This is a genomic window from Microlunatus parietis (assembly GCF_013407955.1).
Lineage (GTDB): Bacteria > Actinomycetota > Actinomycetes > Propionibacteriales > Propionibacteriaceae > Microlunatus > Microlunatus parietis.
Window position 1 is genome coordinate 4,013,062 of sequence record NZ_JACCBU010000001.1, and the last position, 16,011, is coordinate 4,029,072.

Annotated in this window: 16 protein-coding genes; 5 read left to right on the top strand and 11 right to left on the bottom strand. The window is 70.1% G+C overall.

Annotated features, from left to right (window positions below):
* Positions 1-5: 5 nt before the first annotated feature.
* On the bottom strand, positions 6-2,735 hold the full coding sequence (locus BKA15_RS36445; RefSeq protein ID WP_281385296.1) for a helix-turn-helix transcriptional regulator: 2,730 nt from the start codon (positions 2,733-2,735) through the stop codon (positions 6-8).
* Positions 2,736-2,858: 123 nt separating this feature from the next.
* Here BKA15_RS36445 and BKA15_RS19165 point away from each other — a divergent pair, with 123 nt between their 5' ends.
* The gene (locus tag BKA15_RS19165) at positions 2,859-3,461 is read left to right on the top strand and encodes a dihydrofolate reductase family protein (protein ID WP_179753415.1); all 603 of its coding nucleotides are present in this window, start codon (positions 2,859-2,861) and stop codon (positions 3,459-3,461) included.
* Between the two features lie 75 nt (positions 3,462-3,536).
* Here BKA15_RS19165 and BKA15_RS19170 read toward each other — a convergent pair whose 3' ends face one another.
* Positions 3,537-4,511, bottom strand: coding sequence for a helix-turn-helix transcriptional regulator (locus tag BKA15_RS19170; RefSeq protein WP_179753417.1), 975 nt, complete (start codon positions 4,509-4,511; stop codon positions 3,537-3,539).
* 71 nt (positions 4,512-4,582) lie between these two features.
* On the opposite strand from BKA15_RS19170, the gene BKA15_RS19175 reads away from it, so the two are divergent.
* Positions 4,583-5,701, top strand: a complete 1,119-nt coding sequence (locus BKA15_RS19175; RefSeq protein ID WP_179753419.1) for an epoxide hydrolase family protein — start codon at positions 4,583-4,585, stop codon at positions 5,699-5,701.
* A 63-nt stretch (positions 5,702-5,764) separates the two neighbouring features.
* On the opposite strand, the gene BKA15_RS19180 is transcribed toward BKA15_RS19175, so the two are convergent.
* Complete coding sequence (locus BKA15_RS19180) at positions 5,765-6,211, bottom strand: PIN domain-containing protein (protein ID WP_179753421.1); 447 nt, start codon at positions 6,209-6,211, stop codon at positions 5,765-5,767.
* Positions 6,208-6,561, bottom strand: coding sequence for an AbrB/MazE/SpoVT family DNA-binding domain-containing protein (locus BKA15_RS19185; RefSeq protein ID WP_218871473.1), 354 nt, complete (start codon positions 6,559-6,561; stop codon positions 6,208-6,210). The genes BKA15_RS19180 and BKA15_RS19185 overlap by 4 nt, the downstream gene beginning before the upstream one ends.
* A 147-nt stretch (positions 6,562-6,708) precedes the next feature.
* Between BKA15_RS19185 and BKA15_RS19190 the strand changes: the two genes are divergently transcribed.
* The gene (locus BKA15_RS19190) at positions 6,709-7,851 is read left to right on the top strand and encodes a Gfo/Idh/MocA family protein (protein WP_246322378.1); all 1,143 of its coding nucleotides are present in this window, start codon (positions 6,709-6,711) and stop codon (positions 7,849-7,851) included.
* A 65-nt stretch (positions 7,852-7,916) separates the two neighbouring features.
* On the opposite strand, the gene BKA15_RS19195 is transcribed toward BKA15_RS19190, so the two are convergent.
* The 7 genes from BKA15_RS19195 to BKA15_RS19220 all read right to left on the bottom strand — a co-directional run bounded on the left by BKA15_RS19195 (position 7,917) and on the right by BKA15_RS19220 (position 13,799).
* Positions 7,917-8,945 carry a LacI family DNA-binding transcriptional regulator gene (locus tag BKA15_RS19195; RefSeq protein WP_218871474.1) on the bottom strand — a complete coding sequence of 343 codons (1,029 nt, stop codon included), beginning with the start codon at positions 8,943-8,945 and terminating at the stop codon, positions 7,917-7,919.
* An 84-nt stretch (positions 8,946-9,029) separates the two neighbouring features.
* Positions 9,030-9,881 (bottom strand): carbohydrate ABC transporter permease, encoded by an 852-nt coding sequence (locus tag BKA15_RS19200; protein WP_179753427.1) that lies wholly within the window; start codon positions 9,879-9,881, stop codon positions 9,030-9,032.
* Positions 9,878-10,861: a carbohydrate ABC transporter permease gene (locus tag BKA15_RS19205; protein ID WP_218871475.1), complete on the bottom strand. Its 984-nt coding sequence runs from the start codon at positions 10,859-10,861 to the stop codon at positions 9,878-9,880. The genes BKA15_RS19200 and BKA15_RS19205 overlap by 4 nt, the downstream gene beginning before the upstream one ends.
* Positions 10,862-10,878: 17 nt before the next feature.
* Complete coding sequence (locus BKA15_RS19210; protein WP_246323028.1) at positions 10,879-11,712, bottom strand: extracellular solute-binding protein; 834 nt, start codon at positions 11,710-11,712, stop codon at positions 10,879-10,881.
* Positions 11,628-12,209 carry a type 2 periplasmic-binding domain-containing protein gene (locus tag BKA15_RS35675; protein WP_246322379.1) on the bottom strand — a complete coding sequence of 194 codons (582 nt, stop codon included), beginning with the start codon at positions 12,207-12,209 and terminating at the stop codon, positions 11,628-11,630. Before BKA15_RS35675 ends, BKA15_RS19210 begins: the two co-directional genes overlap by 85 nt.
* 239 nt (positions 12,210-12,448) lie before the next feature.
* Complete coding sequence (locus BKA15_RS19215; protein WP_179753429.1) at positions 12,449-12,841, bottom strand: VOC family protein; 393 nt, start codon at positions 12,839-12,841, stop codon at positions 12,449-12,451.
* Between the two features lie 55 nt (positions 12,842-12,896).
* Positions 12,897-13,799: a helix-turn-helix transcriptional regulator gene (locus BKA15_RS19220; RefSeq protein ID WP_179753431.1), complete on the bottom strand. Its 903-nt coding sequence runs from the start codon at positions 13,797-13,799 to the stop codon at positions 12,897-12,899.
* A 54-nt stretch (positions 13,800-13,853) separates the two neighbouring features.
* On the opposite strand from BKA15_RS19220, the gene BKA15_RS19225 reads away from it, so the two are divergent.
* Positions 13,854-15,386, top strand: coding sequence for an MFS transporter (locus BKA15_RS19225; protein ID WP_179753433.1), 1,533 nt, complete (start codon positions 13,854-13,856; stop codon positions 15,384-15,386).
* 32 nt (positions 15,387-15,418) lie between these two features.
* A complete protein-coding gene (locus BKA15_RS19230; RefSeq protein WP_179753435.1) occupies positions 15,419-16,009 on the top strand; it encodes a TetR/AcrR family transcriptional regulator in 591 nt (196 codons plus the stop codon).
* Positions 16,010-16,011 lie beyond the last annotated feature (2 nt).

The window sequence follows — 16,011 nt, forward strand, 5'->3', positions numbered from 1 at the left end:
GCCGATCAAGGGCCGGACTCGCCGGCGCTGCGGGCCAGCTCGGTCCGGTTGGCCACGCCCAGCTTGGCGTACACGTGGGCGAGGTGGGTCTTCACGGTGCCGCGGCCGATGAACAGCTCGGCGGCGATCTCGGGATTGGACAGCCCGCGCACGGCGAGGTCGACGACGGAGCGCTCGGCCGGGGTCAGGCTGGCCCAGCCGGAGGTGGCGCGGTCGGCCGACCGGACCCGGAGGGCGCGCTCGACCGCCTGCTCCAGGGTCAGTGCGCGGCCCCGGTCGAGTCCGGCCGCGAACTCCTCACCCCGGGGCAGTTCCGGACGCCCGGCCCGGTAGCCGGTGTCGGTACGGGCCCGGTCCGCGGCGCCGTACCGGATCGCGGCGCGGTCCGGCGTCCCGGCCAGCGCCGCCAGGGCCTCCAGGCTGTCGACCTGGCCCAGCACCAGGCCGTGCTCGGACCGGAGCCGGAGCGCCTCCCGATGCGCACTCGCCGCGCCGACCGGGTCGTCCGCCTCGCGCAGCCGAGCCCGTTCGAAGATCAACTCCGCCCGGATCGCCGGCATCGCCGCGAGGATCGGCGAGTCCTGCGCCCGGTCCAGCAGGGCGGCCGCGCCGTCATGATCACCGGCCGTCCGGCGGGCCGCCGCCTGGACGATCAGCAGGTCCGGGGTCGCCGCGAACCGCTCCCGCTCGCACCAACCGGTCGCGGCCGCGGGATCGCCGCCCCACAAGGCGATCCGGGCGCGAGTGGCGTACCAGCCGGGCAAGTAGGGCTCCTCCTCCGCCCGATCGATCAGCCGTTGCAGCTCGTCCAGCAGGGCCTCGGCCTCGGCCAGGCCGCCGCGGAGGGCCAGGATCCGGGCCAGCCCCCAGGTGGCCACGCCGACCCGGGCGAAGTCGTGCAGCGGCTCGGTCACCTCCCGGGCCCGGCGGGCCGCTTGCTCGGCCGCGGCCAGGTCCCCGACCGCCGCCTGGCTCAGGGCCAGGGCGCACAGGCCGGTGCCGGCGATCCCGCGGTCGCCGCGGTCGACCAGTCCCGGCACTGAGCGGCTCAGCCAGTCGATCGCCTCCCGGTGCTGATCCAGCAGCGAGTGAACGAGACCGACCAGCACTCCGCCGGCGTCCCGGGCGAAGAGGTCGCCGCTCGCGGCGCCCTCCTGATGCCCGAGGTACGCCAGCTCACGCGCCGCCGCCAGGTCGAAACCGATCCGGCCGATCGCCATCAGCTGCCGGGCCAGCCCGACCGTAGCCCGGTCGCCGGCCGCCTCGGCCAGGGCCAGGGCACGCTCGGCGGACGGATAGCCGACGCCGGGATCGACCACGTCGCCGACCAGGGCGAGTCCGACCAGGACCCTGGCCTGCAAGGCGCCGTCGGTGCCCGGGTTCAGTTCGGCGGCTCGCTGCAGCAGCCGCAAACCGGAGCGGTCGCCCGTGAGGTGCCACCACCAGGCCGCGTCGGCACAGAGCTGCCGGCCCAGTTGGATGGTGTCGGACACGTTCCCTGAGCCTGTCGAAGCGTCGTCCTGAGCCTGTCGAAGGGGGCGGGGCCCGGTCTGGCTTGGCACTTCGACAGGCTCAGTGCGCGTTCGGCGGGTGAGGCACCATTCCGCGGCCGCGACCAGGTCGGCCCGCAGGTCGCGGACCCGGTCCCGCCAGGCGTCCTTGTCGGTGATCAGCAGCGGCGCCAGGGCGGCGAGCTGATCGGCCACGATCCGCGCGTGCCGATGCCGCAGTTCCTCCTCCTCGCCGGCCTCCCGGAGCCGGGCCAGCGCGTACTCGCCGATGATCGTGAGCAGGTGGTGCCGGGCCCGCGGACCGGTCGGGTCGCAGACCACCAGGGACTTGTCGATCAGGCTACGCAGCGCCCGGAGTTGATCTTCGGCGGTCCGGCCGGTGCCCTCGGCCAGTGCCCGTACGGTCTCGACGCCGAACTGCTGGAACGGCGCCAGCCGGCGCAGCAGCACCCGTTCGTCCTCGGTCAGCAACCGATGGCTCCAGGCGAAGGACTCGGCCAGCGTGCGCTGCCGGAACGGTGCCGACCGGCCGTCGCCGTCCAGCAGCGGATGCCCCGACTCCTTGATCAACAACTCCGAGATCTCTTGCAGGGAAAGGGTTCCGGACCACGACGCGGCCAGTTCGAGCGCCAGTGGTAGTCGATCCAGCCGGTCGCAGATCCGGCGTGCCGCAGCCCTCGCGTCGGGGTCCTCCGGGTCGGCGCCGGCCCGGTCCAGGAACAGTGCGATCGCCTCGTCCAAGATCATCGGCGCCAGCCGCCAGACCCGCTCCCCGGTCACGCCGAGCGGCTCCCGGCTGGTGGCCAGCACGGTCAGGTCGGGGTGCCGGCGCAGCGCGGTCTCGGCGAACGCGGCCACCCCGGCCCGTACTTGCTCGCAGTTGTCGATCACGATCAGGGCCGGCCGGTCCGCCAGCGCTGCGGCCACGGCGGTCGGATCCGAACCCGGGACGGGTGCCGCCACGGCCTCCGCGACCCGCGCCACCACCTGCTCGTCGCGCCCCTCCTCGGACAGATCGACCCAGACCACGTCGGCCGGGCCGGCCTTCCGGGCGGCGCGGATCGCGAGCCGGGTCTTGCCGCAGCCGCCCGGCCCGACCAGGGTGAGCAGCCGGCTGCCGGCCAGCGCCTGGGCGACCGATTCCAACTCGCCGGCGCGCCCGACGAACGACGACAGCTCGCCCGGCAGCCGCCGTCCTGAGCCTGTCGAAGGAGGGATCCCCATGGTGGTCGAGTCTGCCACCCGGCTCGGGAAGATCGGCCACCTGGCAGATGTAGCCGCCCACCCCCTCCGGACAGGATCGAATCACTGCGAAACACCGCAGCCAAACCGAGAGGAACGACCGAAATGACCGAGCAGCAGACCACCACCCGGACCGTTCTGGCCAACTTCACGATGTCGATCGACGGCTACGTCACCGGGCCGGGCGGGCCGGCCGACATGAGCTGGGTGGCTAAGCACGCGGTGAGCGACCAGGCGCGGGACATCCTGACCCGGATCGTCAACGGCACCACCGCCGTGCTGGGCCGGGTGAACGCCGAAGGGTTCCGCGGCTACTGGGTCCCGGTCGGCCGGGACGAGACCGCCGACCCCCGTGACCGCGCCTACGGACAGTGGATCGAGCAGGTGGACAAGGTGATCTTCTCCACCACCCAGACCGAGACCGACTGGAACAACGCCCGGATGGTCAACGACGATCCGGCCAAGATCATCCGGGAGCTGCGCGATCTGCCCGGCGGCGACATCGTGATCAACAACAGTCTGAGCCTGATCCGCGCGCTGCTGGCCGCCGACGAGCTGGACCGGTTGATCGTCACCCTGTGCCCGGAGCTGTCCGGCGGCGGGGTCCGGATGTTCGAGGACGGTTTCCCGTCGACCTCGTGGAGCCTGACCGACGTCGTCAGCACCGACACCGGTGCCCTGGTGCTGCAGTACGACCGGCAGCGCTGAGCGCCGAACGGCTGACTCCGAACATGATCAGGATCCGGTTCGGCGGCGATGACCTTCGCCGCCGGCCCCTGATGATCATGGGGCGGTCTCGATCGCCCGCAGGTAACGCTCGGCGACGGTACGGAGTGCGGCCACCAGTTCCGGCGGCTCGGTGACGCGGAAGTCCAGGCCGAGCATGCCGATGTAAACCGCGACCGTGTCCACGCTGTCGGCGCCGGTGACCAGCACGCAGCGATGATCATCGATCTCCTCGACCAGCCCGACGGCCGGATTGATCTTGGACAGCACCTCCGCCGCGGGCGCCAGTACGGTGATCCGGACGTGCACGTTCCAGCCGGTCGCGGCGACGTCGCGCAGGACGAAGGCGGTGAAGTCGCCGCCCGGCAGCGGCACCGGCGCAAAGCGCCGTCCGGTGGCCATCCGCGGCTCGATCCAGTCCACCCGGAACGTACGCCAGCGGTCGGACTCGCGGCCGACCAGATACCAGCGGCCCTGCCAGGCCACCAGCCGATAGGGCTCGACGGTCAGCGGCAGCTCGGCGTTCGGATAGTCGAAGCGGACCAGCTCGCGGTCCCGTACCGCCGCCGCCAGCGTGCTCAGCAGTTCGGCGTCGACCTCGACCTCGGGATCGGCGGTGGCGGTGTTCCGGGGTCCCTGGCTGGTCGCCTCGTGCAGGGCGGTGACCCGCCGCTTCAGCCGGTTCGGCAGCACCTGCTCCAGCTTGGCCAGTGCCCGGGCGCTGCTCTCCTCGATGCCACCGACGCCCGTGGTGGCGCGCAGGCCGAGCGCCACGGCGACCGCCTCCGCGTCGTCGAGCAGCAGCGGCGGCAGTTTCCCGCCGGCCCCGAGCCGGTAGTGACCCGCGGCGCCGCGGACCGCATCCACGGGATAGTCGAGCTCGCGCAGCCGGGCGATGTCGTTGCGCACCGTACGCTCACTGACCTTGAGCCGCTGCGCCAGCTCCGGTCCGGTCCAGTCCGGGCGGGTCTGCAGCAGCCCGAGCAGGGCGAGCAGCCGGCCGGCCCCCTCACCAGTCCCACGCGTTGCCATCGAGAAATTCCTTCGACGGAGTTCTTCAAACAGGAACGAAACGTGCCTGATTGGGCTCCATAGTAGTGCCCATGACGAACCACACCCCGTTCACCGTCCAGATCCCGCAGACCGACCTCGACGACCTCAAGGCTCGGCTGGCCCGGACCCGCCTGCCGCAGGCCGCCCCCGGCGACAGCTGGGACTACGGCACCCCGAACAGCTACCTCGCCGAGACCGTCGCGTACTGGAAGGACGAGTTCGACTGGCGGGCCCAGGAGGAGCGGCTGAACGCGTTCCCGCAGTACCTGACCGAGATCGACGGCCAGACCATCCACTACCTGCACGTCCCGTCGAAGGTGGAAGGCGCGACACCGGTGCTGCTGGTGCACAGCTACCCGGGATCGTTCGCCGACTTCCTCGACGTGATCGGCCCGCTGGTCGACCCGGAGGCCCACGGCGGCAAGGCCGAGGACGCCTGCTCGGTGGTCGTCCCATCGATTCCCGGCTTCGGTTTCAGCACCCCGCTGGCCGAGGGCGGCTGGACGCTGGCCCGGGTGGCCAAGGCCTTCGACACCCTGATGCGGGACCTCGGCTACGACGCGTACGGGGTGCACGGCAGCGACGCCGGCGCCATGGTCGCCCGCGAGCTGGGGCTGCTCGAGCCGGAGGGCTTCCTCGGCCTGCACGTGCTGCAGCTGTTCTCCTTCCCGAGCGGCGATCCGGCCGAGTTCGAGAAGCTGGAGCCGGCCGACTACGCGGGCCTGGAGCACATGCAGTGGTTCCAGTCGGTCGGCGGCTACAACGGGATGAACGCGTCCCGGCCGCAGACCATCGGCGCCGGCCTCGCCGATTCGCCGGTCGCCCAGCTGGCGTACTCGGAACTCCTCGAGTCCTTCGGCAACGGCACCAGCCTGATCACCCGGGACCAGCTGCTCACCCAGGTCTCGCTCTACTGGCTGACCAACACCGGTGCGACCGCCGCCCGCTTCTACTACGAGGAGGCCCGGGCCCAGGCCGAGCCGCAGGTCAACAAGTCCCGGACCGGCGTCGCCGTCTTCGCCTCGGACTTCCAGACCATCCGGGTCTTCGCCGAACGGGACAACGCCGCGATCGACCACTGGAGCCGGTACGAGAGCGGCGGCCACTTCGCCGCAATGGAACGCCCGGCCGACGTCGCCGTCGACATCCGTACCTTCTTCGCCGGCTGACAAGACCGGATCAGTCGGGCCCAGCCCGTCGAAGGCCAGTCCTTCGGCGGGCTGGAACTCGCTTCAGGGAACGGCGACCCGGACGCCGAGCAGGCCCTGATCGACCATCCACTTCCAGTAGGTGTCCCGGGTCAACACCATGCAGCCCAGACGCTCCGTCACGGCAAGGATCAGCGCATCGCCGAGCGACAGAGTCGCGTCCTGATCGGATCGCGGTGACGGGGGACCGGGGTTGTCGATGGAGATCTCGATCAGCTCTGCGGCTCGGATCAGGTCGGTGTCGGTCGGGTGCTCGACTGCCAGGCCGAGCGCAGTGAGGGCTTCGTAGAGGTGCTTCGGCGTGCTCGTGTTGCCCTTCCGTCGCACCACCGTGATGGACTCGGTCAGGGCCGGGCCGGGCAGGATGCCGTCGACGTCGTCGCGCAGGATGACCCGGTGAACGGCTTGCCAGCCGGGTTCCTGCAGCAGCAGCGTGCACACGATCGACGAGTCGAGACAGAGGGCGGTCACCGTCGAAGCCCGAGCTGGGCCAGGAGTCCGTCCTCGATCTCATCCTCGGTGCGGGCTTCCTCGCGCGCGGTGATCTCGACCCGGGCCCACTTGCCGGCCGCCCGCTCGATGTCGACACGCCGCGCCTGTCGCACGGCTGACGTCGAATCGCCTGCATCGCCACCGTTGTTGTTGTTGGCCCAGATGGCGAACAGCAGAGATCTGGCCGTCACGAGCCTCACCTCACCGTCTTGAACCACGAACCGAACCCGGTCGCCCGGCCCGACACCCAGGACCGAGCGGACAGCGGCAGGGATCACGACCCGGCCCTCATTGCTCACTTTCGTGTCAAAGTCCATCCGGTCTGCCATGCGGCCAAGCCTATGTCAGATCAGAGATCATTGCCAGGGCACCGAATCACTGGGCTAGCCGAAGCCCAGTGCTCCGCGCAACCCAGCCGTCCACGAATGCGAGGATCCGGGCGCGGCGCAGGAGTCGATCTCAATAGGATGATCGGCATGGCGACGAGGCGAAAAGTAGCGATCCTGGGTGCCGGCATGATCGGCGAGGTGCATCGGCGGGCGGCGGTGCTGGCGGGGGCCGAGGTGGCCGGCGTGATGGCCTCCAGCCCGGAGCGGTCCCGCGAGGTGGCGGACGCATGGGGTGTCGAGACGGCGTACGCCAGCATCGACGAGGTGGCCGCGTCCGATGTCGAGGCGGTGCACATCTGCACGCCGAACTCCTCCCACGTTCCGTACTCGATCCAGCTGATGGAGGCCGGCAAGCACGTCCTGTGCGAGAAGCCGCTCGGCACCGGGCTGGACGAGGCCCGCGAGGCGGCGGCGGTCGCGGAGCGGACGGGCATGATCAACACCATCCCGTTCGCGTACCGGTTCCATCCGATGGCCCGCGAGCTCCGGGCCCGGGTGCAGTCCGACGCGTTCGGCGCGGTGAACCTGATCCACGGCAGCTACCTGCAGGACTGGATGCTCAACCCGATGGCCAGCGGCTGGCGCGTCGATGCCAAGGCCGGCGGGCCTTCCCGGGCGTTCGGCGACATCGGCTCGCACTGGTGTGATCTTGCCGAATGGGTCACCGGCGACCGGATCGCCGAGCTCGTCTCGACCACGTCGATCACGATCCCGAAGCGGCCGGCGGCGACCGCGGCCTCGTTCAGCGCGGTCGAGGGCGGCGACGCCGAACTGGTCGACGTGACCACCGAGGACAGTGCGTTGATCTTGTTCCGGACCCAGAAGGGGATCGCCGGTTCGGCGGTGATCTCGCAGCTCAGCGCGGGCCGGAAGAACCGGCTCTGGATCGAGGTCGACGGCGGTACGCAGAGCGCCGTTTTCGATCAAGAACATGCCGAGCAGCTGTGGATCGGCGCCGACGCGGAGACCACGCTGCTGGTCCGGGATCCCAACCAGGGTTCGCCGGAGCAGCGCCGGCTGGCCGGGCTGCCGGCCGGTCACGCGGAGGGCTACGCGCAGTGCTTCGAGCACTACGTCGCGGATTCGTATGCGGCGATCGACGCCAAGACGTCCGGCACCGGCGAGGCCCCGCAGGGCCTGCCGACCTTCGCCGACGGGGTCCGTGCCGCCGAGATCTGCGACGCCATGCTGCGCTCCGACGCGGAGAAGACCTGGGTCAAGGTCGGCTGAGCTTCTCCGACGCTCCCTGAGCTTGTCGAAGGGCAGGTCACAGCGTGCTTGGCCCTTCGACAGGCTCAGGGCGCGAGGTTCGGTGCAGTGGTCGTGCTGCCGCGGATGATCAGGTCGATCGCCAGGTCGAGCCGCGGCGCCGGTGCGGTGTCGTCGAGGTCGAGCACCAGCTGAGCCGCCTGCCGACCCATCTCGGCCAGCGGCTGCCGGATCGTGGTCAGCGGCGGTCCGGCCCACTCGGCCACGCTCAGGTCGTCGTAGCCGATCACCGACAGCTGTTCCGGGATGGCGAGCCCGGCCAGCCGCGCGGCCTCGTACACGCCGAGGGCCATCAGGTCGTTGCAGGCGAAGATCGCGGTCGGCCGCTCGGGCCGGTCCAACAGCTCGCGGCCGCGGGCCAGACCGCTGTTCCGCTCGAAGTCGCCGAAGACGATCAACTCCTCGCAGACCGGAGCGCCGGCCTCCTCCATCGCCGCCCGGAAGCCGGACAGCCGAGCCCGTGAGCACATGGTGTCGACCGGGCCGCCGACGACGCCGATCCGGCGATGGCCGAGGGACAGCAGATGCCGGGTCGCGAGCAGCCCGCCGTTCCAGTTGGCCGAGCCGACCGACGCGACGTCCGGCGCCGGATCGCCGGCCGGATCGACCACCACAAAGGGAATCCCGCGGGCCCGCAACTGATCCCGCTGTGATCGCGAGATGCCCGACAGCACCAGCACGATGCCGGCCGGATTGCGCTGCATCAGCCCGTCCACCCACTCCGGTCCCGGCCCGGAATGATCACCGCTCTCGGTGACCACGACACCGAGACCACGCTCCCGGGCCACCTGCTGCACGCCGCGCAGGATCTGCAGCGCCCAGACCGACGAGAACCGGGCGAACACGAGCTCGATCAGCGGTGCCGCATCGCGCAGCCCGCGCCGCTGGTAGCCGTGCTGCTGCAGCAGGGCCTCGACCCGGGCCCGGGTCGCCTCGGAGACGCCGGCCCGCCCGTTCAGTACCTTCGACACGGTGGAGGTGGAGACGTCGGCGTCCGCCGCGATCCGGGACAGGGTCGACCGCGCGACGTCGCTGCCGTTGTCCGTGGTGTCCACGCTGCCTCCCTCCGGGACCGCTCCCGCGGTCATTCGGGCCCATCCTGCACCAGAACCAGGGATTCGCGCCGCACCGTGTTCCGGTCAGCGGCCGGCCAGCGCACCGCCGATGCCTCCCACACTGAAGTACCGGTTGAGTGCGGCGAACAAGATCACCGGCGGCAGCATCATGATCACGGCCACCGCCATCACCGGGCCCCAGTTGGTCGCATTCTGCTGGAAGAACGTCTGCAATCCGACCGGCAGCGTGTAGTTCACGTCGGAACGCAGGAACACCACCGAGATCAGGTAGTCGTTCCAGGCCAGCAGGAAGCAGAAGATCGCCGTCGACAGCACGCCCGGCAGCGCGTTCCGCAGCACCACCCGGACGAACCCGCCGAACAGCGAGCAGCCGTCCATCCAGGCCGCCTCCTCCAGCGAGATCGGGATCGAGTCGTAGTAGGCCGCCATCATCCAGATCGCCACCGACAGCGTGGAGCCGACGTAGATGATCGTCACCCCGCCCAGGTTGTCCACCAGGCCGAGCGTCGAGAACAGCATGAACAGCGGGATCACGGCGGTCACCACCGGCAGCGACTGCACGATGAACAGGGTCAGCGAATAGCCGGAGACGAGCCGGTTCCGGACCCGGGACAGCACGTAGCCGGCCGGCGCCGCGACGGCCAGCGAGATGATCACCGTGACCAGGGTGACGCCGAGGCTGTTCTCCAGCCAGTAGTCCACGTTGGTCTGGCTGAACACCAGGGCGAAGTTCTCCAGCGTGACGCCGGTGGTCGCGCTGCCCAGGCCGGGCTGCAGGGACAGGTAGACCACGGCCGCGATCGGGACCACGGTCACGGCGGTGACGATCAAGATCAGCACGAACCGCCACCACCGGCCGCGGTCCTCCAGCGGCGCTCGCCGGTTCCGGCGCCGCTCGCGTACGGTCTCCGTCATTCGATCGCCACCTTCCTGATCTGCCGGTAGAGCAGCACCGAGATCACGACCAGCACCAGCGTCATCAGGAACGCGATCGCCACGCCCGGTCCGGTCTGGAAGTTCTGGAACACCGTGCGGTACGCCAGCACGACGAGCGAGGTGGTCGCGTTGACCGGGCCGCCGCCGGTGAGCAGGAAGATCGTCGGGAAGTCGTTCACGCAGAAGATCGTCATCAGGATCCAGCTGATGTACGTGGAGCGGGAGATCAACGGCATCGTGATCGTCCGGAACGCCTGCCAGCCGGTCGCCCCGTCCACCTTCGCGGCCTCGTACACACCTTGATCGACTCCGGCCAGCGCCGAACTCATCATCATCATCATGAACGGGAAGCTGACCCACACCTTGAACACGCAGACGGTGACCTGAGCCAGCAGCGGATCGGCGAGGAACAAGACATTCCCGAAGCCGATCGCCTCGGCCAGCACCGGCAGCGGGCTCTGCGGCGTGGCGACCAGCCAGTTCCAGGCCGTCGCGGACACGACGATCGGGACCACCCACGGCAACAGCAGCAGCACCTTGAACACGCCGCCGGCCGGGATCCTGGTCCGCAGCAGCAGCGCCAGTGTCAGTCCGATCACCCAGCTGCCGAAGACCCCGGTCACGGTGAAGATCACGGTGAACCGCGCCGAGCTCCAGAAGTCCGGGTTCTGCAGTACGTCGGCGTAGTTGTCCAGCCCGACGAACCGGCCCAGGCTGATCAGGTTGCCGGCCCGGACCGACTGCATGCCCGCGTAGAGCAGCGGATAGAGGTTGATCAACAGGAGCAAGATCAACGACGGCAGGGCCAGCAGCACCAGCGTGATCACGGACCGGCGCACGCCGCGGCGGGGACGGCCGCCGGAGCGGCTCGGGGCCGGTCGGCGGCCGGGACCGGCCATCCCGACGCCGCGCCCGGCTCGGGCGAGGCGGTCGGCCAGACCGGCGGTCGCGCGTGTCACGTCGGACACCCGCCCGCTCAGCCCTGGGCCTCGATCGCCTTGGCCACGGCGTCCTGCAGCTTGGTCAGCGCGTCCCGGGCCGTGGTCTTGCCGCCGAGCACCGACTGGGTGAACGTGTCCATCGCCGGCGTGCCGTCGACCGTGGTGACGCCGAGGAACAGGGCGTCCGAGCCGGGCGCGGCCCAGGTCCGGGCGATCGGCTGGTATTCGGTGATCGCCTTCACGGCGTTGGCGTCCTTGCGGAAGCCCTCGGTCTCGGTGATCGACTTCAGCGGCGGCAGCCCGATGCCGGTGTTCTCGGTCCAGAGCGGCGCCATGTTCTTGTAGTAGTAGGTGACGAACGCCTCGGTGGCCGGCTGGCTCGGGGTGTTCGTGTACATCATGATGTTGTTCGGGAAGTAGAGCATGCCCTGCTTCCCGGCCGGGCTGGTCAGCGGGCTGCCGACGGCCAGCTGCTTGGCGATGTCGCCGCCGACGTTGTTGGCCAGGCCCGCGGTGTCGAAGCCCATCCCGTACTTCTGCGCCCGCCATTGGGACTGCGCGTTGTCGCTGGTGTAGGTCGGGCTGGCCGGGTCCACGTAGCCCTTGCCGACGCATTCGAGGACGAACTCGATCGCCTCGAGGTTGGCGTCGGTCAGCATGTCCGGCTGCTGGTCGGCGCCGAACAGCCCGCCGCCGTTGTTGATCATCCAGCTGACCAGGATGTGGCTGCCGGTGTACGCGCCGGCGCCGGCCGCGGTGCCGTACCCGTAGACGCCGATCTTCTTCAGCGCGGCACAGGTCTCGAGGAAGCCCGGCCAGTCCTTCGGCGGCTCCGCATCCGCTTTTGCAGCAGGGATTCGTTGTACCAGAGCACCCGCATGTCGAGGTTGTACGGGATCGCCGCGTATCCCTTCTCGACCTTCATCGTGTCGATCAGGCCGGGCAGGAAGTCGTCGTAGAGGCCGTCGGCCTTCCAGGACTCCAGCAGCCCGTCGGCGTAGGCGATCTTGCCCTGTGCCTCGAACTGGAACGCCTGGGTGCCGCCGCCGGAGCTGGCCGCGGGCCCGGTGTTGGAGGCGACCGCGGAGGAGAAGGTCTGGGTGAAGTTCGCCCACTGGATCACCTGGTAGCTGGCCGGGTTGAGCCCGTCGGCCGGCTGGTAGGCGGTGGTGATCTTCTCGTCGACGACGTTGAACTCGGTGTTGCCCCAGGGCATGTTCCAGAACTTGAGCGGAGTCGTCCCGCCGGCCCCGCCGTTGTCGGCCGCCCGGTTGCAGCCGGCCAGGGCGCCGGCACCGGCCAGGCCGGCCGTCGCGGCCAGGCCGAGGAATCCCCGTCGAGCGAGCGCGGTGAGCGATGTCGCCATGATCTGCCCTTCCGCGGCCACGCGCCGTCGCGGGCTGCTGTTCGGCGATGAACGAAAAATGTCGCAGGTCGACGAAAAGATTCGTACGACTTTGTTCAGCATGCGCCTCGTCCCAGGCGATGTCAACCGCTCGGACGGGCCAAGACCCGAGCCACACAAGGGTGACTCGGGTCCTAATGCCGCATCGGCTAGGTCAGAAAGATCGCCAACTGATCACGAAATATTCGCTTCGATGTATTTCAGCTCTGCCAGAGAGCTAGGCAGAACGGGTGGCCGGCCGGGTCGAGCAGCACGCGCCAGGTCTCGCCCGGCTGGTGCTCCGGTTGGGTCGCGCCGAGCTCGACGGCCTGCCTCGCCACGGCGTCGATGTCGTCGACCTTGAGGTCGAGGTGGAACTGCTTGGCGCTGTCGTCGTCCGGCCACGGCGGCGGGGTGTAGTGGTCCACCTTGCCGAAACCGATCGCCGGGCCGCCGTCGCTGGTGATCATGGCGACGTTCTCGTCCTGGTAGGCGACGGTCATCCCGAGCAGCTTCGTGTAGAAGTCGACCAGCGGGGCCGGATCGGCGCAGTCGATCGTGAACATCGCCACGCTGGCCGGCGCGGCTGCCTTGGCAGCTTCCTCTGTACTCATGACGCCGAGTCAACCGCAACGGGCCCGGGCGAGCTTGAAGAAATCCGACCTATCGTCAGCCGACCTGCTGCAGCGGCGCGCTCGCACAGCGGCCGTATCGGGCCAGGTCGGACCAGTGGGTGAACGGCTTCGGACCGTCCTGCTGCCACCGGTGCAGAGTGTGGTCGGTGGCGGCGTCGACCGGGCAGTAGATCACCATCCGCAGCCCGGCCCGCGGCTGCAACCACTGGCTGGCGGTACGGAAGCGGAGCAGCCCCGCGGTCGGGTGCTGGAACAGCTTGGTCCGGCCGCCGGGCTGGGCGACCCGGTGCTCCGCCCAGATGCTCCGGAACTCCGGGGAGATCTCGATCAACTCGTCCACCAGATCCTGCCAACTCGGCTCGCCGAGGTGCTCGGCCAGCGCGGCCCGGTAGAGCCCGATCAGGTGGGCCGACTCGAGGTCCCAGTCCGCCATCATGGTCCGCCAGCGCGGCTCGGCGAAGGCCAGCCAGAGGTTGTTCCGGCGTCCCGGCGGCAGTTCCTGGGTGGCTCCGAACAACTGCTCCGACGGCCCGTTCTGGGTGATCACGTCCAGCCTCGTGTTGACCAGGCAGGCGGGCAGTGGGGCGACCGCGTCGAGCACGTGCCGGGTGACCGGGTCGACCTGGGCCGCGTCGTCGACGGCCGGCGGCGGGGTCGCCCCGGCCAGCGTGAACAGGTGCGTGGTCTCACCGCCGTCCAGCCGCAGCGCGCCGGCGATCGCCTCCAGCACCGACGGCGAGGCGTTGATCGGCCGGCCCTGCTCGAGCCAGGTGTACCAGGTGACGCCGACCCGGGCCAGCTGCGCGACCTCCTCGCGGCGCAGCCCGGGCGTCCGGCGCCGACCACCGCTCGGCAGTCCGACCTCCTCCGGCTGCACACGTTCCCGCCGGGAGCGCAGGAAGGCGGCGAGTTCGGTACGGCTGACCGCGGTCGACATGCGTCCATCGTGCCCCGTGCCGCTGACCGGTTTCCAGGTGCTTCCGGTACCAGGATGAAGACGCTCTGGTACCAGGTTCCCGGCGAGCCGAGGGTGATCAGCGTGACCGACGAACGGGTGTTGACCCGACCCCGAACTCGGGCCCGGAACTTGACCCGGAACCTGACGACGCGCGAGCGGACGACGGGCGGGATCCCTGGCCTGGTGGTGATCCTGGCCGGGGCCTTCCTGGCCACCGGAAGCTTTTTCGTGATCAACGTCGCGCTGCCGACGATCGGTCGCCAGCTCGGTGCCGACCCGGGGCTGTTGCCGCTGCTGGTGGCCGGCTACAGCACCCCGTACGCGGCTCTGCTGGTGGCCGGCGGCCGGCTCGGCGATCGGTACGGACGGCGCCGGATGTTCGTGATCGGCGCCGCGGCCTTCGCGCTGGGCACCCTGTGCTGCACGATCGCGCCAGATTTCTGGACCCTGGTCGCGGCCCGGTTGGTGCAGGGTACGGCGGCGGCTCTGCTGACGCCGCAGGTGCTCGGCACGATCCAGGCCACGTTCAGCGGAGCCGCCCGGCAACGCGCGATCGCCTGGTTCGGTTCGACGCTGGGTCTGGCGGCGGCCGGCGGTCAGCTGCTCGGTGGCGTGATCGCCGAGTACGATCTCGGCGGCCTGGGCTGGCGGGCGATCTTCCTGCCGCTGGTCGTCGTCGCGGCGCTGCTGGCCCTGCTGGCCGTCCGGCTGGTGCCGGAGACGACCGGGCAGGCGGTCAAGATCGACATCCTCGGTGGCGCCTTGCTGGCGCTGCCGTTGATCTTGCTGCTCCTGCCGCTCAGCCTCGGTGCGCGGCTGGGCTGGCCGGTGTGGACCTGGCTGAGCCTGCTCGCGGCGGTCCCGGCGGTAGTGATCTTCGTCGCCGTGGAACGGCGGATCGAGGCGGCCGGGCGGATGCCGCTGCTGCCGCCGTCGCTGTTCGCCCTGCGGCCGTTCCGGCGCGGGCTGGTGACCGCGCTCGCCTTCTTCCTCGGCCTCGGCGGCTTCTTCCTGGTGATCGGTTTCGTGCTGCAGGGCGGCCTCGGCCTCGGCGCGCTCGGCGCGGCCCTGGTGCTCACGCCCTACGCACTGGGGTTCCTGGCCTGTTCCATGATCATTCCGTGGCTGGTCCGGCGGTTCGGCGTCCGGGTGATCATCGCCGGCGCGGCAATCCTGGTGGTGGCGAACCTGATCATCGCGGTGCGGTCCTGGCTGACGTACCCGACCCTCAGTGGGACGTCCCTGCTGCCGGAGTTGATCATGCTCGGCATCGGACAGAGTCTGGTGATGATCCCGGTGTTCGGCCAGGTGCTGGCCCAGCTGCCGGCCGAACGGGCCGGAACGGCCGCCGGGGTGCTGACCACCACTCAGCAGATCGGCATCGCGCTCGGTGCGGCGGTCTTCGGTGCGGTGCTGTTCGCCGAACCGCACGGTCCGGTGCACTCGCCCGGCTGGGCCTGGCTGACCGCGATCGTGTTCGCCGGAATGGCTGTCCTGGCAGGGATCACGGCCCTTTGCGCGGGTGTCGGTGGCCGTGGTGATGAACGTCGCATGAACGACCGTTGACCGTTGGCTGAACACATGTTTAGTCTGGTGGGGTGAGTGACGACTCGGGTCTGATCCGGATTCGGGAGGCCGCGGTCGAGCTGTTCGGCCGGGCCGGCTTCGGAGGCACCACGGTGCGGGCGATCGCCGCGAGGGCCGAGGTCTCGCCAGCGTTGATCATGCACCACTTCGGCAGCAAGGACGGCCTGATCCGGCACTGCGACGACTACGTCCTCGGCCACATCGAGAAGCTGCGGGACGACTACCTGCGCGGCGGCACAACGATCGACTCGGTCGCCGACTACCTGGGTGATCACCCGGAGTTGATCGCGATGACCCGCTATCTCGCTCAGGCACTGCTGATCGGCGGCGCGGCCAGCCGCCGGATGTTCGACCGGATGATCGACGCCGCTCGCAACAACCTGGTCACCGGGATCGAGGCCGGCCGGATCCGGCCGGTGGACGATCTCGAGGCCTACGCGGCGATCCTGGCCAGCTGGAACGCCGCGTCCATGATGCTCGGTGACGCCATCGCGGCCCGGCTGGGCGGGGTCAGCCTGCTCGACCCGGACGTCCTCGAGCGCGTCAAGGCCGCGGCGGACGACCTGCGGAGCCGCGGCATCCTCCTCCCCCCGAAGGAATGATC

Excerpts from the sequence above, each read along its gene's own strand:
- BKA15_RS36445 (WP_281385296.1), bottom strand. The coding sequence starts at position 2,735 with ATGGGGATCCCTCCTTCGACAGGCTCAGGACGGCGGCTGCCGGGCGAG.
- BKA15_RS19165 (WP_179753415.1), top strand. The coding sequence starts at position 2,859 with ATGACCGAGCAGCAGACCACCACCCGGACCGTTCTGGCCAACTTCACG.
- BKA15_RS19170 (WP_179753417.1), bottom strand. The coding sequence starts at position 4,511 with ATGGCAACGCGTGGGACTGGTGAGGGGGCCGGCCGGCTGCTCGCCCTG.
- BKA15_RS19175 (WP_179753419.1), top strand. The coding sequence starts at position 4,583 with ATGACGAACCACACCCCGTTCACCGTCCAGATCCCGCAGACCGACCTC.
- BKA15_RS19185 (WP_218871473.1), bottom strand. The coding sequence starts at position 6,561 with ATGGCAGACCGGATGGACTTTGACACGAAAGTGAGCAATGAGGGCCGG.
- BKA15_RS19190 (WP_246322378.1), top strand. The coding sequence starts at position 6,709 with ATGGCGACGAGGCGAAAAGTAGCGATCCTGGGTGCCGGCATGATCGGC.
- BKA15_RS19200 (WP_179753427.1), bottom strand. The coding sequence starts at position 9,881 with ATGACGGAGACCGTACGCGAGCGGCGCCGGAACCGGCGAGCGCCGCTG.
- BKA15_RS35675 (WP_246322379.1), bottom strand. The coding sequence starts at position 12,209 with ATGGCGACATCGCTCACCGCGCTCGCTCGACGGGGATTCCTCGGCCTG.
- BKA15_RS19215 (WP_179753429.1), bottom strand. The coding sequence starts at position 12,841 with ATGAGTACAGAGGAAGCTGCCAAGGCAGCCGCGCCGGCCAGCGTGGCG.
- BKA15_RS19220 (WP_179753431.1), bottom strand. The coding sequence starts at position 13,799 with ATGTCGACCGCGGTCAGCCGTACCGAACTCGCCGCCTTCCTGCGCTCC.
- BKA15_RS19225 (WP_179753433.1), top strand. The coding sequence starts at position 13,854 with ATGAAGACGCTCTGGTACCAGGTTCCCGGCGAGCCGAGGGTGATCAGC.